The sequence below is a fragment of the Dyella sp. GSA-30 genome (assembly GCF_027924605.1).
Taxonomy (GTDB): Bacteria; Pseudomonadota; Gammaproteobacteria; order Xanthomonadales; family Rhodanobacteraceae; genus GSA-30.
On sequence record NZ_AP027042.1, the window covers coordinates 4,446,994 to 4,463,379 of the forward strand.

Annotated in this window: 16 protein-coding genes; 1 reads left to right on the plus strand and 15 read right to left on the minus strand. The window is 63.4% G+C overall.

Annotation, left to right across the window (positions count from 1 at the left end; translation table 11 throughout):
* Positions 1-58: 58 nt before the first annotated feature.
* The 6 genes from QMG46_RS18765 to QMG46_RS18790 all read right to left on the minus strand — a co-directional run bounded on the left by QMG46_RS18765 (position 59) and on the right by QMG46_RS18790 (position 6,195).
* A complete protein-coding gene (locus QMG46_RS18765; RefSeq protein WP_281849391.1) occupies positions 59-610 on the minus strand; it encodes a hypoxanthine-guanine phosphoribosyltransferase in 552 nt (183 codons plus the stop codon).
* Complete coding sequence (nagZ, locus tag QMG46_RS18770) at positions 607-1,623, minus strand: beta-N-acetylhexosaminidase (RefSeq protein ID WP_281849392.1); 1,017 nt, start codon at positions 1,621-1,623, stop codon at positions 607-609. The genes QMG46_RS18765 and nagZ overlap by 4 nt, the downstream gene beginning before the upstream one ends.
* Positions 1,617-2,138 carry a CYTH domain-containing protein gene (locus QMG46_RS18775; protein WP_281849393.1) on the minus strand — a complete coding sequence of 174 codons (522 nt, stop codon included), beginning with the start codon at positions 2,136-2,138 and terminating at the stop codon, positions 1,617-1,619. Before QMG46_RS18775 ends, nagZ begins: the two co-directional genes overlap by 7 nt.
* Positions 2,138-3,454, minus strand: coding sequence for a 23S rRNA (uracil(1939)-C(5))-methyltransferase RlmD (rlmD, locus tag QMG46_RS18780; protein WP_281849394.1), 1,317 nt, complete (start codon positions 3,452-3,454; stop codon positions 2,138-2,140). Before rlmD ends, QMG46_RS18775 begins: the two co-directional genes overlap by 1 nt.
* Before the next feature lie 78 nt (positions 3,455-3,532).
* On the minus strand, positions 3,533-4,138 hold the full coding sequence (locus QMG46_RS18785) for a YdbL family probable chaperone protein (RefSeq protein WP_281849395.1): 606 nt from the start codon (positions 4,136-4,138) through the stop codon (positions 3,533-3,535).
* 32 nt (positions 4,139-4,170) lie between these two features.
* Positions 4,171-6,195 carry a hypothetical protein gene (locus QMG46_RS18790; protein WP_281849396.1) on the minus strand — a complete coding sequence of 675 codons (2,025 nt, stop codon included), beginning with the start codon at positions 6,193-6,195 and terminating at the stop codon, positions 4,171-4,173.
* A gap of 44 nt (positions 6,196-6,239) precedes the next feature.
* Between QMG46_RS18790 and QMG46_RS18795 the strand changes: the two genes are divergently transcribed.
* Positions 6,240-6,971 carry a response regulator gene (locus QMG46_RS18795; protein ID WP_281849397.1) on the plus strand — a complete coding sequence of 244 codons (732 nt, stop codon included), beginning with the start codon at positions 6,240-6,242 and terminating at the stop codon, positions 6,969-6,971.
* A 7-nt stretch (positions 6,972-6,978) separates the two neighbouring features.
* Here QMG46_RS18795 and recO read toward each other — a convergent pair whose 3' ends face one another.
* From recO to rpoE, 9 genes are all read right to left on the minus strand, one after another.
* Positions 6,979-7,704 carry a DNA repair protein RecO gene (gene recO, locus QMG46_RS18800; RefSeq protein WP_281849398.1) on the minus strand — a complete coding sequence of 242 codons (726 nt, stop codon included), beginning with the start codon at positions 7,702-7,704 and terminating at the stop codon, positions 6,979-6,981.
* A gap of 162 nt (positions 7,705-7,866) precedes the next feature.
* Positions 7,867-8,808, minus strand: a complete 942-nt coding sequence (era, locus tag QMG46_RS18805) for a GTPase Era (protein ID WP_281849399.1) — start codon at positions 8,806-8,808, stop codon at positions 7,867-7,869.
* A gap of 114 nt (positions 8,809-8,922) precedes the next feature.
* The gene (gene rnc, locus QMG46_RS18810) at positions 8,923-9,573 is read right to left on the minus strand and encodes a ribonuclease III (protein ID WP_281849400.1); all 651 of its coding nucleotides are present in this window, start codon (positions 9,571-9,573) and stop codon (positions 8,923-8,925) included.
* 15 nt (positions 9,574-9,588) lie between these two features.
* Positions 9,589-9,969: a DUF4845 domain-containing protein gene (locus QMG46_RS18815; RefSeq protein WP_281852926.1), complete on the minus strand. Its 381-nt coding sequence runs from the start codon at positions 9,967-9,969 to the stop codon at positions 9,589-9,591.
* 189 nt (positions 9,970-10,158) lie between these two features.
* Positions 10,159-11,037 carry a signal peptidase I gene (gene lepB, locus QMG46_RS18820; RefSeq protein ID WP_281849401.1) on the minus strand — a complete coding sequence of 293 codons (879 nt, stop codon included), beginning with the start codon at positions 11,035-11,037 and terminating at the stop codon, positions 10,159-10,161.
* 92 nt (positions 11,038-11,129) lie between these two features.
* The gene (gene lepA / locus QMG46_RS18825; RefSeq protein ID WP_281849402.1) at positions 11,130-12,920 is read right to left on the minus strand and encodes a translation elongation factor 4; all 1,791 of its coding nucleotides are present in this window, start codon (positions 12,918-12,920) and stop codon (positions 11,130-11,132) included.
* Between the two features lie 357 nt (positions 12,921-13,277).
* Positions 13,278-14,774 (minus strand): DegQ family serine endoprotease, encoded by a 1,497-nt coding sequence (locus QMG46_RS18830; RefSeq protein ID WP_281849403.1) that lies wholly within the window; start codon positions 14,772-14,774, stop codon positions 13,278-13,280.
* A 148-nt stretch (positions 14,775-14,922) separates the two neighbouring features.
* The gene (locus QMG46_RS18835) at positions 14,923-15,597 is read right to left on the minus strand and encodes a sigma-E factor negative regulatory protein (RefSeq protein ID WP_281849404.1); all 675 of its coding nucleotides are present in this window, start codon (positions 15,595-15,597) and stop codon (positions 14,923-14,925) included.
* Positions 15,590-16,189, minus strand: coding sequence for an RNA polymerase sigma factor RpoE (gene rpoE, locus QMG46_RS18840; RefSeq protein ID WP_281849405.1), 600 nt, complete (start codon positions 16,187-16,189; stop codon positions 15,590-15,592). Before rpoE ends, QMG46_RS18835 begins: the two co-directional genes overlap by 8 nt.
* Positions 16,190-16,386 lie beyond the last annotated feature (197 nt).

Genomic DNA, 16,386 nt, shown 5'->3' on the forward strand with positions numbered 1-16,386 from the left:
GAGCAAGAGCGGAGCGAGAGCCTGCTTTCTCTCACTCCTCACTCCTCTTCACTCACTCCTAATCCTTCAAAGCGTAGATCGCCGGAAGGTTACGACCCTGCTCGTAATAATCCATGCCATAACCGAACACATAGCGATCCGGCAGCTCGACGCCGTTGAAGTCGGCGGCGACGCCTTCGACCAGGCGATCATGTTGCTTGGTGCACAGGCTGACGATCAGGACCCGGCGCGCACCACGACGCAGGCAGTCGTCGCGGACGGCCTTGAGCGTGTGCCCTTCGTCGAGAATGTCGTCGACCAGCAACACCGTGCGGCCGGTCATGTCCGCCTGCGGCTCGCGCAGCCAGCGCAAGTCGCTACCGGAGGTCGCACCGCGATAACGGGTGGCATGTACGTAGTCGAATTCGAGATCGGTGCGGATGGCCAGCGCCAGCTGGCCGGCAAAGATCAGCGCGCCGTGCATGACGGTGAGAAACAACGCACGCTCGCCGTCGAGGGCAACATCGATCTGGCGGCCCATATGCGCGATGGTCGACTCGAGCTCGTCGCGGTTGAACAGAAGATCGGCATTCGCCAGGGCGGCGTCGAGCGAAGGGGCTTGCGCGGTCATGCTTTTACTTCCTCGCTATGCAAAGCGGTAATGCGCGCGACGAAACGATCGCGCTGCGGGTTGTCGGTGAGGCCTTCCCAGGTCGAGCCGATGGCGCCACGCAAGGCGGCCAGTCGCTCGGCACCGGGCGCAGTACGCCCTTTTACCGCAGCAATGGCTTCATCCACCACCTCGGGGAAACAGGCCAGTACCAGGTCGCAACCAGCATCCAGGTGACCGAGCACCCGCCCGGTCACCGTGCCGGCGACCCCGGCGGCGGCCATGCTGATGTCGTCGCTGATCACTGCGCCGGTAAAACCTAGTTCGTTGCGCAGGATCGTTTCGACCCATCGGCGCGAGTAGCCGGCCGGTTGTTCGTCGACCGCCGGATAGACGACGTGGGCCATCATCACCGCCTCGACGCTGGCGTCGATGCATTCGGCGAACGGGCGCAAGTCCTCACGACGGATCTGATCCAGCGGACGCGGATCGATCGCCTGCGCCTTGTGCGTGTCGGCAGCGACGGAGCCGTGCCCCGGAAAGTGCTTGAGCACCGCGGCCATACCGCCCAGGTGCATGCCACGCACATAAGCCTGTCCCAGTTCGGAGGCTACGGCGGGATCGGCATGAAACGCGCGCAGGCCGATGGCGGCGTTGCCACGCGCCAGATCGACCACCGGCGCAAAACTGAAATCCACGCCGATCGCGCGCATCTCGCTGGCCATCACCCAGGCGTGTTCCTCGGCCAGGCGAATGGCGTCGTCCGGATCGCGGTCGTAAACCCTGCCGATCGCGGCCAGCGGCGGCAGCCGCGTAAAGCCTTCGCGAAAGCGCTGTACCGGGCCGCCTTCCTGGTCCACCGCGACCAGGAAGTCTTCGCCAGCCACATCGCGGATCGATTCGATCAACGCCGTCACCTGCTCGCGCGATGCGAAGTTGCGCCCGAACAACAGGACGCCATAGACACCCGGCGCCTTCAGCCAATCGCGCTCATGGGCAGCCAGTTCGAGGCTGGCGATTCCGATCATCAGCATGCGGCGTCGACTCCTTCGCGTTCGGCATCGCTCCAACGGGAGTACGGATGCTCGATCAGATTGACGTTGTAGTAGCGCAATTGCGCGCTGACCTCGCGTCCCAGCCACGATGGACGCGGAAACGGGCTGTCGACGCTGGGCAACTCGACTTCGGCAACGACCAGGCCCTGGTTGTCGCCGAGAAACTCGTCGATTTCGAACAGCACGTTGTCGACCGTGACGTAGTGGCGGATTTTTTCCAGCACGCCGTCGCACAAAGTCGCCAACATCTGCATCGCGTCGTCGACTGGAATGAGATATTCGAACTCGGCTCGCTCGATCCCGAGCGTGGCCGATTTGATATTGAGCCAAGCCCGCTCGCCGGCGCGGCGCACTCGCACTGAAGCCTGCGCATCGCCGCTCTGCAGTGCGCGCACACCGACCAGATAACCCTGGGCGATGCGCTCGCTACGAGCAACGCCTGCTCGCCAACTGTCGTCGGCAAGCAGAAACTTGCGCTCGATCTCGACGCCCATCAGCCACGCTCGAACAAGGCGATCGACTCGACGTGCGCGGTATGCGGGAACATGTCCATGACACCGGCCGACACCAGCTTGAAGCCATGTTTCTGCACCAGGATGCCGGCGTCGCGCGCCAGCGAACCCGGATGGCAGGACACATAGACGATCCGCTGCGTTTCACGATGCGGCAGGTATTCCAGCACCTTGTCGGCACCTGCTCGGGGCGGATCGAGCAGCAGCTTGCTCCACGGTTCGCGCGCCCAACTGGCATGGCGTTGATCTTCGAACAGATTCGCCACGTGGAATTGCGCATTGCCGATGCCGTTGCGCGCGGCGTTGGCACCGGCGCGTTCGACCAGACCATGCTCGCCTTCCACGCCGGCTACTTGCGCGACGCGACGCGCAATCGGCAAGGTGAAATTGCCCAGACCGCAGAACAGATCGAGCACGCGATCGTTCGGCTGCGGATCGAGCAAGGCCATGGCGCGCGACATCATGCGCTGATTCATGCCGGCATTGACCTGCACAAAATCGAGCGGGCGAAACTCCAGCTCGACATCATGCGCACGATCGTCGTCCGCGGCGATACGAAACGCCAGGCGCGGCGACTCGGGCCACAACGGATGCACGCTGCTGATGCCACCTGGCTGCAGATAGATGGCCAGGTCATTGGCTTGTCCGAACGCCACCAGGGTGGCCTGATCGGATTCGCTCAACGGCTTGAGGTGACGAAACACCAGGGCCATGGTGTCGTCGCCGGCGGCAAATTCGATCTGCGCGATATCGCCAGCCGCATCCATGCCACTGATCGTTTGCGCGAGCAGGCCGATCTTCGGGCCGAGCGACGGATGCACGACTTCGCATTGCTCGATATCGGCGACGAAACGCGGATTGTCCTCTTCGCGAAAGCCGACCAGCACGCGCCCCTTCTTCGCCACATTGCGCACCGACAGGCGCCCCTTGCGGCGATAGCCCCAGGGCTGATCGACCAGCGGCTCGAGCCACGTCGCGGGCTGCACCTTGCCGATGCGCTCGAAGTTCTCGGCCAGCACGTGTTGCTTGGCTTCGATCTGCGCGCCGGCATCCAGATGCTGCAGCGAGCAGCCGCTGCACTGGCCATAGTGACGGCACTTCGGCTCGACCCGGTGAGGCGAACGGGTCAACAGTTCGATGACCTCCGCTTCGTCGAAATTGCGGTGCCGGCGACGGATGCGCAGACGCACGTTTTCGCCGGGCAACGCGCCGCTGACGAAGACAGCCTTGCCGTCAACGCGGGCAACGCCGCGGCCGTCGTGGATGAGATCGGTGATCTCGGCTTCGAATTCTTTCATCACTATAAAAAATACCGCGCACCCGCATCGGCTGATCCGGGCGCGCTTGAGTTCGGTGAATGTAAGGCGCGTGAAGCGTTATTTGCGCTTCCAGGCACCCGAGGCGTCCTGATAATACCAGCCTGCCTTGGCCCGCTCGATCCAGCCCTTGGCAAAGGTGGTGCGAATCTGCCCTTCCCACTCGGGGTGGTTATTGGCGTTGGCCACTTCGCGATACAGCGCGTTGCGGTCGCGATTCTCGTCGCCGACGGCTGCATTGACCTGCGAGCGCTGGTCCAGCGGCAGCTTGCCGGCGTCGCGTACGGCGATCAGGCCGTCCGAGGTAAAGCCGACCGCACCACTGTCGAACAGCGGACCGAGCGTGGAACGGAAACGCTCCTGCATGCGCGCCTGGATCGCCTCGGTGGTGGCGGTCTGTACGCGCAGGTTGGGCGTGTCGGCCGCATAGGCGGCCGGCACCAGCAGATCCAGCAGCATCGCCGCGGGCTGGTTGTCTTTCCTGGGTGTGGCGGCCGGCGCCGACTTGCCGCTGTCGGCGGGTGGCGCATTGCTGTCGAGCACCGTGCCGATGAACTGGTCAGCAGCCTTCTGCGCCGCAGCTTCGGGGAAGTAGACATTGATGGTCACGCAACCCACCAGCGCGACCAGCACGGTGACCAGCAAACCATAGGCAAGCTTGCGCATAAAAACGCTCCTGGCGTGTGTTGAGCCCGGAATCAACGAACTTCCGGTGCAGTTCCTTCGGTGGCGGCTTTCAGTCGCCGCACCAGCGTAGGCCAGTCGACCTGGGCCTGATGACCCACCACCTGCAAGCGCGGCAAGCCGCTGCCTTCGACAATAGTGTAGCCGTCTCCGTCGCGGTCCAAGCCCCCCATATGGCAGACCGAACCCTCCAGCACGCAGCTGAGACCGATGCGTTTGTAACTGAAGGTCTTGAACAGTTTCAGTACTGCGCCCTGCAGGCCGCTGGCCAGGCCACCGCCACCGACACTGGTGAGGTTGTTGACGGCGCGCTGGCTGATCTTGCCGCCGTCGCCGGCCAGCAGGTTCGCCTTGAACGCGACCGGGTTCCAGTTGACCAGGCGCAACTGGTCGATATTGCCGTCCATGCGTCCGGTGATATTGCCGAAGTCGAATACGCTGGTGATCGCACTCAGGTCGATCCGACTCACATGGATATTGCCGGTGAAGACCGGGGTCGGCCCGAAGGGCTGTTGCAGCGACAGCTTGGTCATATCGACGAAGCCGTCGAACACATTCACCGACAGGCCGCCCTCCAGCTCAAAGCGGTCGTCGATCCAACGCAAGCCCGGAATCGCCCCGCCCAGCGTCCCGGGGAACTCGGGCCAGCCGACCGCGCGGCTGAAAGCCGCCATGTCGATACCGGTGAGCACCACCGATGTATTCAGGCGCTCGCCCTTGCTGGCCGCCGGCCGCCAGCTCAACTCGCCCACATGCAGCTTGCCGTTGAGCACCGAAATATCCACGCCGCGCTGCAAGGCAAGCGCGCCGCCATGGCTTTGCCAGCGCGATTGCGCCGCGCCATGCGGAATCTTGTAGACCTGCAGGTTGCGCCAGCTCAGCGCCGTGGCCGGCCGATCCCCCTGCGCCGCCCAGTCCAGGCCGCCGCGAAGGCCGACCACGGCCAGGCGCCCTTCCGCGTCGGCCGCGTCCAGACCGTCGGTGTCGAAGCTGAAACTCTTGAGATTGCCGTCATCGAGGTCCAACAGCGCGTTGACCTGACCTTGAATGCGCATGTCGCGCAGACCCAGCGACGTCAGCCAGGCCTGGCCGTAACGTTGATAGGCGGCGGGGAAACGCGCTTGCAGGCGGTCCAGCTTCAAGGTGTCCAGTTCGCCCTTGGCATCGAAACCCACCGCGCCTTCGAGCTGCAGGGCATCCGCATCGGCCACGCGCAGGCGGTCGATGGAAAAACCGCCGCGCTGGCTGCGGCCGTCGATCCCCAACTGCACCGGATGATCGCCAGGCAGGCGTGCATAGATCGGCCCGAGCAACAGCTCACCGCCACGCAGGCTGGCCTCCACCGCCAATTTGGCGGGGCCATTGGTGGTATCGAGAGTGAGGCGACCGCCACCGCCCAGCCCCTGCCCGGCCAGACGCCCGCCGGGTGTGTCGAACCCCACGCCGTCCAGGGTGAACTGGCCCGAGGTCTGGACACCACTGTCGTAGGTATCGAGCGCAAGATCGGCGTCGACGCGCCCACCGGTGGCACGGCCGGACCACACGGTACTGAGCAGGCCCTGCAGCCAGCCGGCCGGCATCGCGCTCAGGTTGATCTGCGCATGGCTGGGCTGATCCAGCGGCAAGGCGCCACTGACCTGGGCCTTGCCCTGGGTGAGGTCGATCTGCAGCGTGTTGGCCGCGTCGTCGATCACCATGGCGATCTTGGCGTCGTTGAGCGCACCGCCCGGAGCGTTGCCCAACTGCACGGCGCCGGAGAACAGCCAGCGCATGCTGGCATCGCGCTGCAGCGTGCCACGCAGATTCAGGCCGACACGGCGCCAGCCCATCACCGGGACATCGGCTTTGCCGATCCGCATCGTCAGCTTGATTCCGCCCTGGCCGTCCTCGCCCAACTGAGCCTGCAGATCCTGTAACTTGGCGCCCGCCACGACGATTTGCTTGGCCTTGAGCGTGGTATCGGCATGCGCCGACGCTGCCAGTCCGACGACGGACAGCAGAAGGAATATGAGTGCAAGGCGGTTTGGTGCGAAACTCATATCGCGCCATTCTGCCAAAACAAGCTGAACGACACGGACCTGTCATGCCGCCATCGATCGAAAATCGCCGCCAAACGCTTGCATCTGACACCACACCTCGCGTACTGGTGGCCGACGACGACCCGTCCAGCCTGCTGTTTCTGACCGAAGCGCTCCGCGGTCTGGGACTGGACGCCACCGGTTGCACCGACGGCCCGTCGGCTATCGAACTGGCCCAACAACAACCGTTCGAGCTGCTGGTCCTGGATTGCCGCATGCCCGGCGGCGGCGCCGAGCAGGTACTGACCGCGTTGCGTAGCAGCGGCTACGACAAGCTTGCGGTAGCCACCAGCGCCGAGCTCGACGAACCGACGCGGCAGCGCTTGTTCGACTGCGGCTTCAACGACCTGCTGCTGAAACCGTGTCAGCAATCGGATCTGCGCCGGATCGCCGCCCTGGTCGATCCCGCCCTGGGCGGCGAAGACCTGCTCGACGATACGCAAGCGCTGGCAAGCAGCGGCGACGAACACGTCATGCGCGCGCTGCGTGGCCTGATGCGCGATGAACTCCTGCAACTCGATCGGGAGTGGGAAGAGTTGGCGCAGGACAGCGTACGCCTGCGCGAACGACTGCATCGCCTGCTTGCCTCCTGTGGCTTTTGCGGCACCGCTTCACTGGCTACGCAGACTCTGTTGCTGCAGCAACATCTGATGCGCGGGCAAACTGTCGCCAGCGGCCCGGTCGCCGGCTTTCGCTCAACCTTGCTGGCGACTATCGACGCCTTACGCCCTGGCTGATCGCTGATCAGCGATCGCCGCGTTCGCGCGCAGCCATACCGCCGAACACCCGCCACGCACGCAGTTCGCCACCGTTGAGATAGAAACGAATCACGTCCCGCATCATGTTGCGTAGTGCGCTCAAACCGGCGGCGTCAGGCGATTGATCCTGCGCCAACGCGAGCAAGTCGCGCCCTCGCAGTGCCTGCGCGGTGCCGGGCAGACAGGGTACGGGGCCGAGTTCGACGTGATAGCGATAGAACCGTTCCGGCTCTACCGGTTCGCCGTTTTCGGCTTCAAATTCGAGTTGAAGCGCATAACCCAGCGCATCGAGCAGATCACGCTCGAACCGGCGCAGACTCCAGGCAAGCGATTCGGTGGCCAGCCGCGGCAAGGTCATCGCGTACGCATCGAACAGATCCGACAACGGATCCTGGCGGCCGGTGAGCCGCACGATCAACTCGTTGAGATAAAGACCTGCCAGATTGGCATCGCCAACGAGCCGCAGCGGCATGCCGGCAGCTTCCACACCACGCAACGTTGCCAGCTCGCCGCGCATGAGCAAGTCGACGGCAAGCGGCTGGAACGGTTCCAGCAAGGCTCGCTGCAACCTCGCCTTGCCCCGCTCGCTACGCACACCACGCGCCACCATGCCGATGCGGCCGAAGTCGCGCGTCAGGCATTCGAGCAGCAGCGAGGTTTCCCGGTAGGGGCGCGCGTGGAGGATGTAGGTGGGTTGTTGGTCTAGGTGCATGTCAGTCGCCTGCTGCGCAGGCAGTAAAGTCGCGCCTGCGGCGCTGTAAAGGGTAAAGGGTAAAGAGGAAAAGCTGACGTATCGGCTCTTTGCCTTTCCCCTTTACCCTTTACAGCTCGCAAAGCGGGCGACTTTACAGCGCCATAGGCGCGACTTCACGACTCATTCGTAGCCGAACTTCTTCAACATCGACTCGTCATCCACCCAGCCTTCGCGCACCTTCACCCACAGCTTCAAAAATACCTTGCGCTCGAAGATACGCTCCATATTGCGGCGGGCGGAGCTGCCGATCGCCTTGAGCTGCGCACCGCCCTGCCCGATCACGATGGCTTTCTGGCCATCGCGCTCGACCCAGACAATGGCGTGAATCTCGGCGACGCCATCGGGGCGATCCGCGAACTGTTCGATTTCCACCGTCGTGGCGTAGGGCAGTTCCTGATCCAGGCGCAGCATGAGCTGTTCGCGCACCATTTCCGCGGCGAGGAAGCGCTCGCTGCGATCGGTGATTTCGTCTTCGCCGTAGATCGGCGCCTGCACCGGCAGACGCTTGAGAATACCTTCCTGCAACTCCTTCAGGCCCTTTTCCTTCAAGGCGCTGACGTAGTAGATGTCATCGAAGCTGTGTCGCGTGATCAGCTCGGACACGAACGGCAGCATCGCGCTCTTGTCCTTGCTGAGGTCGACCTTGTTGATCGCCAGCAGGCGCGGCACTTTCTGCTCGACCAGGGCGTCGTAGAGGGTTTCGTCCTCGTCGGTCCAGCGGCCGGCCTCGATCACCTGCACGATCACTTCGACTTCGCTGATGGCCGAGCGTGCGGCACGGTTCAGGCTGCGATTCATCGCGCGCTTGGCGCCGCGATGCAGGCCGGGCGTATCGACATAGAGGATCTGCCCCGCTTCGCTGGTCGCGATGCCGAGAATCCGGTGGCGGGTGGTCTGCGGACGCGGGCTGACGATCGACAGCCGGAAGCCGATCAGGGCGTTGAGCAGCGTGGATTTGCCGACATTGGGCCGGCCGGCCAGGGCGACCAGGCCGCAGCGGAAATCCTCGTGCGGCAGCTCGGGCGCGCCGACGTCTTCAAAACTATCGTCGTTATCATTCATGGCTTGGAGCCTGTTCGGTAAGTCGGCGGGATGTGGGCCCAAGGCCGGGCGCCCCCGCTAGAGGTGGGAAAGAAGTGTAAGTCAATGTGCGCCGGAGCGCCGGAATCAGGCGACCTAGGATTCTAGCAGGCGGCGCAGTACCGTCTCGGCCGCGTCCTGCTCGGCCGCCCGGCGACTGCCGCCATGGCCGTCGGCGTGGATGATCTGCGGCTCGGTGATCGCACAGGAGACGTCGAAGGTCTTGGCGTGATCCTCGCCGCGGGCGTCTTTGAGCTCGTACAGCGGCAGGGGCAAGCCACGCGCCTGCAGCCATTCCTGCAGGCGGGTCTTGGCGTCCTTGGAGGAGCGCGGGATCGCCGCGACCCGGTCCTTGAACAGGCTGCGGACCACCTCGCGGCAGGCTTCGAAGCCGCCATCGAGGTAGACCGCCGCCAACAAGGCCTCGAAGGCATCGGCCAGGATCGAATCGCGGCGGAAACCGCCGCTCTTCAGTTCGCCTGGGCCGAGCTTCAGGCCATCGCCCAGCTCCAGCTCGCGTGCAATGACGGCCAATGCCTGGCCGTTGACCAGCTGCGCGCGCAACCGCGACAACTCACCCTCGCTGGCATTCGGGTGCGCGTCGTAAAGCAATTCGGCAACCATGACGCCAAGCAGGGCGTCGCCGAGAAACTCCATCCGCTCGTTGTTCGGCTTGCCGACGCTGCGATGCGTCAGCGCCAGGTCGGCCAGGGCCGGATCACGGAAGCGGTAGGACAGTTTGGTCAAAACTCGAAAACTCGGTTATTCGCCGACATTACCCTGCAAGGTTACGCTTTTTTCAAAGTGCAGCAGGAAGTCGATGTTGTAGAGAAACGGGATGCGCTTGTCGTAGGCCACCTTGAGCTGGGCGGCATTGCCGCTGCGCTGCAGGGTGATGTCCTTGGGGCCGACGGTGGCGTCGTCCACGTACTGGAAGCCCATCTTGAAGATCAGGTCACGGCGTACTTCATCCAGCGACTTGCCTTCCACGCCCGCACTGGCGACCTGGTTCATCGCCTTGGAGACGCCCATGTACTCCGTATAGGACGGTATCAGCTTCATTGCCATGAAGCCGAAGAAACCGACCACGATCAATACGACAAGAAACCCGATCAGGGTGATGCCCGACTGCTTTTTCATAATCCCCTCGCTACGCCGCGTTGGCGGCCGTACCCCGTGTGCGTTTTATGCCAGCCTCACAAGGTGACGGAAACACCGATCACCTTGGCTTTGCGAGTGCGATTCTGCCCGCAGACGGGCTGCAGGTCACGTGCCCTGGATCGCGTTTGGAGCAGCCCGAGGGCTACTCCGTCACGCAGGTGTACCGGAATCTCAATGAATGAGGGTGCCGACGCGCTTGAAGTCGCCGAAATTCAGCCAGACCAGAAACGCCTTGCCGGCCAGGTTCTGCTCCGGCATGCAGCCCCACCAGCGGCTGTCGGTGCTGTTGTACCGGTTGTCGCCCATCACCAGGTAGCAGCCCTGCGGCACCTCGGACGGCACCTTGTCATTGGGAATCGACGGCGGGGTGTTGTAGGCCGGCATGCGGGCGATCTTGTGCGTGACATTGCCCAGATGCTCGTTCCATACCGTGGCGCCCATTTCCAGCATCAGGCGCGATTCCTGCTGCTTGGGGTCGCCCGCGTACGGGCCGATCAGGTCGGCCGCGACGGGCTGGTCGTTGATCAGCAACGTATCGCCATGCACCTCGATGCGGTCGCCCGGCAAGCCGATCACGCGCTTGATCCAGTTCTGGCTTTCCACCGGCGCATGCGGATTGGCGCAGGTGATGTCGCCGCTGCGCACCATCTTTTCACCGTCCTGGCACAGGTAGCCCGGGAAGCGGAACACCACCACGTCGCCGCGCTTGGGTTCGCCGGTGGCAAAAAACTTGTTGTTGAAGGCCGGCATGCGCAGGCCATAGGAAAACTTGTTGACCAGGATGAAGTCGCCGACATCCAGCGTCGGCATCATCGAACCGGACGGAATGCGAAACGGCTCGGCGACGAAGGAGCGCAGCACCAGCACCACCAGCACCACCGGAAACAGCGAACGCGACCAATCGACCAGCACCGGCTCGCGCACTTCCGTGGCACCGTCCGCTTCGGCCTTGGCCTTGCGCGCCTTGTAGAAGAACAGGCGATCGATCAGCCAGATCACGCCGAACGCAACGGTCAGGCCAAGCAATATCGCCGAAAAATCAAAATCCATGCACAGCTCCTGGTAGAGCGGTCAATAGTAAATGGTCCGTGGCCAAGAGAAGCGTCGACTCCGTTGACCATTTGCCGTTTACCGTTTACCGCTTATTTGTCGACCTTCAGCACCGCAAGGAAGGCTTCCTGTGGAATTTCCACGCGACCGACCTGTTTCATGCGCTTCTTGCCTTCTTTCTGCTTTTCCAACAGCTTTTTCTTACGACTGACGTCACCGCCATAGCACTTGGCCAGAACGTTCTTGCGCAACGCTTTCACGGTGGAACGCGCAATCACCTGCGCGCCGATCGCCGCCTGGATCGCCACGTCGAACTGCTGACGCGGGATCAGGTCCTTCATGCGCTCGACCAGGTCGCGACCGCGACGGTCGGCGTGACTGCGATGCACGATAAGACTCAACGCATCGACGCGATCGCCGTTGATCAACACGTCGGTGCGCACGAACGGGCCGGCATCGAAACGCTCGAAGTGGTAGTCCATCGAGGCATAGCCGCGCGACACCGATTTCAGGCGATCGAAGAAGTCCAGCACCACTTCGGCGAGCGGTAGCTCATAGGTGATCTGCACCTGGGTAGCCAGGTACTGGATCGAGCGCTGCACGCCGCGCTTTTCTTCGCATAGCGTGATGATGTTGCCGATGTAGTCGGGCGGCGTGAGGATGCTGGCGACGATGATCGGCTCGCGGATTTCGGTCACTTCCTGCGAAGGCGGAAGCTTGGCCGGATTGTCCAGCAGCAGGATCGAGCCGTCGGTCTTGAGGACCTCGTAGACCACCGTCGGTGCGGTGGTGATCAGGTCCAGATCGTATTCGCGCTCCAGGCGCTCCTGCACGATTTCCATGTGCAGCATGCCGAGGAAGCCGCAACGGAAGCCGAAGCCCATCGCCTCGGAGCTTTCCGGTTCGAAAAATAGCGCGGCGTCGTTAAGGCGCAGCTTGTCCAACGCTTCGCGCAGCGCCGGATAGTCGTCGGCCGAGACCGGGAACAGGCCGGCGAACACGCGCGGCTGCATCTGCTGAAAGCCCGGCAGCGGCTTCGCGGCCGGCTTGGCGGCCAGGGTCAGCGTGTCACCGACCGGCGCGCCGTGCACGTCCTTGATCGAGGCGTTGATCCAGCCCACTTCGCCCGCACCGAGCTTGTCGAGCTTCTTGCGCTTGGGGGTAAACACGCCCACTTCGCTGACTTCGTGCGCACGGCCGGTGGACATCACCAGCAGCTTGTCACCCGGCTTGATCTCGCCCTGCATCACGCGCACCAGCGACACGACGCCGAGGTAATTGTCGAACCAGGAGTCGATGATCAAGGCCTGCAGGCGATCGGTGTCGCCGGGCTTGGGCGGCGGAATGCGCGCGATGATCGCCTCGAGCACCTCGACCACGTTGAGGCCGGTCTTGGCGCTGACGGCCACCGCATCGGTGGCATCCACGCCGATCACCGCCTCGATCTCGCCCTTCACCTTTTCGATGTCGGCGGTCGGCAGGTCGATCTTGTTGAGCACCGGCACCACTTCCAGGCCCTGCTCCACCGCGGTGTAGCAGTTGGCGACGGACTGGGCCTCGACGCCCTGCGCCGCATCCACCACCAGCAGCGCGCCTTCGCACGCAGCCAGCGAGCGGCTGACCTCGTAGGAGAAGTCGACGTGCCCGGGGGTGTCGATAAAGTTGAGCTGGTAGGTCTTGCCGTCGCGCGCCTTGTACGGCAACGACACGGACTGCGCCTTGATGGTAATGCCGCGCTCGCGCTCGATCGGATTATTGTCGAGTACCTGCGCCTCCATCTCGCGTTCGGTCAGACCGCCGCAGATCTGGATGATGCGATCCGCCAGCGTGGACTTGCCGTGATCGATATGGGCGATGATGGAAAAATTGCGGATCAGATCCATGGACTACGCTGTATACGGTGTTCCACCGAACGCAGTACGCCGGCAGCGCGCCCCCCCGATGGCGGCACGAACTGGGCATTATCGCATGGAACGGGTGGGGGCCGGGTTGCCGGTCGGCGCTGTATGAATGCGTAGTCAGCGAGGCTGCGCCTCGGTATGAGGGGTGCCGTTGGGCTGAGGACTTAAAGCCCCCCTCACCCCAACCCTCTCCCCCGGCAAAGCCAGGGGAGAGGGAGCCGACTGAGGGAACCTCGTTGTTTCGTACTTGCGTAACCTACCCTTCTCCCCTGGCTTTGCCGGGGGAGAGGGTTGGGGTGAGGGGGAAGCTCGGGGCGATGCGAAGCGAGCCTGCCGCGCTTACTCGTCGTCCTTGTCGCCCGGCACGGTCAGCCCGATAAACGAACTGCGATCGTCACGGCGCACCAGCAGCAACACGGTGCTTCCCGCCTTCACGTCCTTGGTGGCCTCACGGAACGAGGCGGCGCTGGTGACGGGAGTCTGGTTGACGCGCAGGATCACATCGCCTTGGCGCAAACCGGCCTGGGCTGCCACGCGACCGGTGACATTGGCCACGACCACGCCCTCGCCGGCCTTCAGGCCCAGCTGCTTACGGGTAGCGCTGTCGATCTCCTGCACGGTCAGCCCCAAAAGGGACGAACCGGCACGCGCACCGGGCTGCTCGCTACCGCTCTTGCTCGCCAAGGCGGCGTTCTTGTCGCGCGGCAGTTCGCCAACCGCAACCGGGACGTCCTCTTTCTTACCGTTGCGCAGGATCTGCAGGGTCGCCTTGGTGCCAGGCGGCGTCATGCCGACCAATGGCGGCAGGTCCGAGGCCTGATTGACGCGTTGGCCGTTGAATGCCAGCACGACATCACCGGGATGGATGCCGGCCTTCTCGGCCCCGCTGTCCTTGCTCACATCGGCAACCATGGCGCCATTGGCATCAGGCAGCTTGAGTGCCTTGACCATCTCGTCGGTCAATGGCTGCACGGTCACGCCCAGCATGCCGCGTGACACATAACCATGTTCCTTGATCTGCTTGACCGCGCTCATCGCCACGTCGATCGGGATCGAGAACGCCACACCGAGATAACCGCCGGTATTGGAATAGATCTGCGAGTTCACGCCGACGACCTGACCTTGCAGGTTGAACAGCGGACCGCCGGAATTGCCGCGATTGATCGGCACGTCGGTCTGGATGAACGAGGTATACGGCTGGTCCTGACCACCGAGGTTGCGGCCGATCGCACTGACGATGCGCTGGGTCACGGTGTAGTCGAAGCCGAACGGCGAACCGATCGCCAGCACCCACTGGCCGGGCTTCAACGCGCGCGAATCACCAATGCTCACTGCAGGCAGGTTGCCGCCAGCATCGACCTTCAATAGCGCGATGTCGTATTGCGGATCGCTGCCGACGACCTTGGCGGTCAACGTGCGGCGATCCTGCAGGCGCACGCTGACGGTGTCCGCGTCGTCCACTACGTGCGTATTGGTAATGATGTAGCCATCGTGCGAGATGATGAAGCCCGAACCCAGCGACGTACGCGCCTGCTCTTCGGGCGAAGGCATCATCGGCATGCCGAAGAAGCGGCGCAGGATGTCGTTCGGATCGTCGCCATCGGGACTGTCGGAATCGGGCCCCTGTTGCTGCCCGCGACGCACGGTTTTGTTGGCGCGCTTGCCGCTGTACTTGGCCTCGACATGCACAACGGCCGACGCGTTCTGCTGCACGATACCGGTGAAATCCGGCAGGCTGCCTGTTGTCGCAGGGGCATTTTGCGCCTGCACACTGCCGATGGATGCCAACCCGACCAGGGCGCAGCAAGCCGCCGTGCGCAAGATAAATCCACTCATGCTGATGTTCCTCCTGTTTTCAGACATACCTCTACGCAGCCCGTGGCGCGGACCGTTAGAGGCAACAAAAGATAGGGAGCTTGCAAGACAAGGCCACGACGAACGCGTGGCCTTGTGGCCTTACTGGGTGGCGGCTGACGCCCCGCCGTCATTGACCGACGGCGCGGGCCTGCGGCACGGACTGCTGAGGCACCGCCTGATCCGGACTGATCAGCAGGTAGCTGCCGTTGCCATGGTTGACCACGCGGTAGCCGCGGACCTGATAGGGCGACAGCTTGTCGCTCTGCGAGTAGAACAGCGGACCTTCGTTGGCATCGATTGTGGCCGATGCCCGCTCGCTCAATTGCGAAGGAAGCGAGGCATAGCTATTGAGCCACGCCGGCGCCTGCGCGGGAGCTGCATTGTTGTGTGTCGGTACGGCCTGCGTCACCGGCGAAACGGTTGCGCCGTTATTGGCAGCCACCAGCGGCGAGCCGCGATCGCTGCCTTCCTGACCTGCCGGCTGTGTCACCAGCAGCGCGGCGATGGCCACGCTTGCGGCAATCGCGCCGCCAGCCGACCAGTGCAGCCAGCGTCGACGGCCTTGCGGGGCCACCGTAATCATCGTGTCCTGGTCGATCGCCAGCATCACCCGGGCGGCAAAGCCCTCGGAGGCTACCGACGGCAGCTCGCGCCGCAGCCCATCGCGGGCGAGGTGATAGCGCGCCCAGGCCTGGGACAGCGAGGCATCGGATTCGAACCGGCGCAGCAGAAAGCGCAGCTCCTCTTTGGAGAGCTGGCCGTCCATTCCGGCAGAAAGGTTTTCGCGATTGACTTCAGTCATTTTTACGATCCTCGCGGTCCGACAGCAGCGGCCGCAGCTTTTCATCGATCGCCTCGCGAGCGCGGAAAATCCGCGAACGCACCGTGCCTATCGGACAATCCATGGCTTCGGCAATCTCTTCGTAACTGAGCCCCTCCACTTCCCGTAGGGTAATGGCGGTACGCAGTTCTTCTGGCAGGGCTTGGACCGTCGAAAACACGGTTTGTTCAATTTCCTGCCGCATTAATTCACGTTCGGGTGTGGCGCTTTCCTGCATGCGGTCGGCACCGGGCACGAAAACGGCATCTTCGACGGCGATATCGTCGGTCGGCGGACGCCGTCCCATCGCCACCAGATGGTTTTTGGCGGTATTGACGGCGATCTTGTACATCCATGTGTAGAACGCGCTCTCGCCGCGGAACGAGCCGATGGCACGCCAGGCGCGCACAAAGGCCTCCTGGGCGACGTCCTCGCACTCGGCATAGTTGTTCACATAGCGCGAAATCAGGCCGATCACCTTGTGCTGGTACTTGCGTACCAACAGGTCAAACGCCCGCTTGTCCCCACTTTGGACTCGCTCGACCAGCGCGCGATCCAGTTCGTTTTCGCCCATCCGGGCCGTCTCCTTCGTTACCGCTGTTACAAGCATAAAGTGCGCCGGATGAGAACGATGAAATCAGACAAGCATCCAGAGGTTAAGTTCAGCACGAAGGCGTTCATCATGCGGCCCCATCCTATGACAGCTTCCCGCCCGCCCGGCATGGCACCGGTACGAGCCCCTAGGATTATCGATATGGGGCCGTTACGGCG

Bases quoted from the DNA above. Each gene is read 5' to 3' on its own strand.
- QMG46_RS18765 (WP_281849391.1), bottom strand. From the start codon at position 610: ATGACCGCGCAAGCCCCTTCGCTCGACGCCGCCCTGGCGAATGCCGAT.
- nagZ (WP_281849392.1), bottom strand. From the start codon at position 1,623: ATGCTGATGATCGGAATCGCCAGCCTCGAACTGGCTGCCCATGAGCGC.
- QMG46_RS18775 (WP_281849393.1), bottom strand. From the start codon at position 2,138: ATGGGCGTCGAGATCGAGCGCAAGTTTCTGCTTGCCGACGACAGTTGG.
- rlmD (WP_281849394.1), bottom strand. From the start codon at position 3,454: ATGAAAGAATTCGAAGCCGAGATCACCGATCTCATCCACGACGGCCGC.
- QMG46_RS18785 (WP_281849395.1), bottom strand. From the start codon at position 4,138: ATGCGCAAGCTTGCCTATGGTTTGCTGGTCACCGTGCTGGTCGCGCTG.
- QMG46_RS18790 (WP_281849396.1), bottom strand. From the start codon at position 6,195: ATGAGTTTCGCACCAAACCGCCTTGCACTCATATTCCTTCTGCTGTCC.
- QMG46_RS18795 (WP_281849397.1), top strand. From the start codon at position 6,240: ATGCCGCCATCGATCGAAAATCGCCGCCAAACGCTTGCATCTGACACC.
- recO (WP_281849398.1), bottom strand. From the start codon at position 7,704: ATGCACCTAGACCAACAACCCACCTACATCCTCCACGCGCGCCCCTAC.
- era (WP_281849399.1), bottom strand. From the start codon at position 8,808: ATGAATGATAACGACGATAGTTTTGAAGACGTCGGCGCGCCCGAGCTG.
- lepB (WP_281849401.1), bottom strand. From the start codon at position 11,037: ATGGATTTTGATTTTTCGGCGATATTGCTTGGCCTGACCGTTGCGTTC.
- lepA (WP_281849402.1), bottom strand. From the start codon at position 12,920: ATGGATCTGATCCGCAATTTTTCCATCATCGCCCATATCGATCACGGC.
- QMG46_RS18830 (WP_281849403.1), bottom strand. From the start codon at position 14,774: ATGAGTGGATTTATCTTGCGCACGGCGGCTTGCTGCGCCCTGGTCGGG.
- QMG46_RS18835 (WP_281849404.1), bottom strand. From the start codon at position 15,597: ATGACTGAAGTCAATCGCGAAAACCTTTCTGCCGGAATGGACGGCCAG.
- rpoE (WP_281849405.1), bottom strand. From the start codon at position 16,189: ATGGGCGAAAACGAACTGGATCGCGCGCTGGTCGAGCGAGTCCAAAGT.